1 protein-coding gene and 1 pseudogene are annotated in these 1,584 nt (G+C 60.0%); one reads left to right on the top strand and one right to left on the bottom strand.

Translation table 11 applies throughout. From position 1 onward, the window contains the following. Positions 1–1,016 (top strand): annotated as a pseudogene (locus HF921_RS08485) (chromosome segregation protein SMC); the annotation flags it as partial. A 14-nt stretch (positions 1,017–1,030) separates the two neighbouring features. On the opposite strand, the gene HF921_RS08480 reads toward HF921_RS08485, so the two are convergent. Continuing rightward, positions 1,031–1,584 (bottom strand): HAD family hydrolase (locus HF921_RS08480; RefSeq protein ID WP_215893665.1); only part of this gene is annotated, 554 nt, incomplete at its 5' end.

Below are 1,584 nucleotides of genomic sequence, written 5' to 3'. Positions count from 1 at the left end.
CCATGGCGGCGGCTCAGGGAGACGAGGAGCTTGCCCGCCTGCAAGCAGAGTTGCCGGAAATGGAGGCGGCACTGGAGGTGGTGGCGGGTTTACGGGCCGAGCGTAATGCCCAGTTGTTGACCTTGCAGAGCGCGGCCCAGAGCGCAGAGCAGCAGATTCGTCAGCAAGAAAGTCAGCGTCACCGGTTGGAGGAACGGCTGCGCGCCCTGCAACAGTCCGGGGCTGCCGCCGATCAGCAACTGGCGGGTCTGCAGGCGCGTCTGGAAGAATATCAGCAACGCGCCGCGCTACTCGCACAGGATCTGGGTGGAGACCCCGGACCCTGTCCAGATGGGTCTCGCTGCGAAGAAAATATCGCGCGGATCAATACGGCTATCGCTCGTCTTGGCAATGTGAATCTTGCTGCCGAGGAAGAATTGCAGGAATTGGAAGAGCGCCGCGGTAATCTGCTGAGCCAGGTCGAAGATGTGGAATCCGCCCTGCAAAGTCTGGAAGAGGCGATGGCGACCATGGATCAGGAAACGACCGCCCGTTTTCGTGACACTCTCGATAAGGTCAACCAGGCCTTACAGGAGCTTTTTGCCACTCTTTTTGGTGGCGGGCAGGCGCAACTGAGCCTGGTGGGCGAAGACCTGCTGGATGCGGGACTGGTCCTGCGTGCGCAACCGCCGGGCAAGCGCAACGCCAGTCTGCAGCAACTCTCCGGCGGTGAGAAGGCGCTCACCGCCATTGCGTTGGTATTTGCCTTGTTCCGCTTGAATCCCGCGCCTTTCTGCGTGCTGGATGAAGTGGATGCACCGCTGGACGATGCCAACGTCGGACGTTTCTGCCATCTGGTACGGAAAATGGCGGTACAGACCCAGTTTTTGATCGTGACCCATCGCAGTTTGACCATGCAGGTCGCCGAGCAACTGGTGGGTGTTACCATGACCGAGCCGGGTATTTCCCGTATTGTACGGGTTGAAGTGGCCGATACGCTTGCGCAAGCGGCGCGCCGTGAGGAAACGGCGCCTTAATGCGCATTCAGGATTCAGGCGCGTTGTTCGACAGGCTCGAGGCGCAGCGAAAGAATAGGCCAACCCCGGGCTTCGGCGAGGGCGCGCAGACGCGGATCGGGGTCAACCGCGACGGGGTTGGTGACGGTTTCCAGTAAAGGCAGATCATTGTGGGAGTCACTGTAGAAAGTGCTATTTTGCAGAGCGCTCTCCCAGCCCAGTCCCTGCATCTGCAACCAGTCCCGTAAACGTTGCACTTTGCCCGCCTGAAAACAGGGGACACCGACCGTCTGGCCGGTAAATTCCCCTGTCGCCGTTTCTTCCGGTTCCGTCGCGAGCAGATGCGCAATGCCCAGTTCTTCCGCAATGGGTGCCGTTACAAAACGATTCGTGGCGGTGATGATGACCAACAGGTCACCTTGCCGGCGGTGATCCTCGATCAGGGCGCGGGCGCGATCCGAAATCATCGGCAGCACCCATTCCTGTAGATATTCCCGGTGCCAGGCATTGAGCTGGGCACGCGGGTGCGCAGCCAGAGGGGTAAGCTGAAAATTCAGAAAAGCCTGAATGTCCAGGGTGCCCGCCATAT

Origin of the sequence: Acidithiobacillus ferriphilus (assembly GCF_018854775.1) — a bacterium.
GTDB classification, from domain to species: domain Bacteria; phylum Pseudomonadota; class Gammaproteobacteria; order Acidithiobacillales; family Acidithiobacillaceae; genus Acidithiobacillus; species Acidithiobacillus ferriphilus.
The sequence above is the reverse complement of the archived record's forward strand: the minus strand, read 5'-3'. Positions and strand labels throughout refer to the sequence as shown.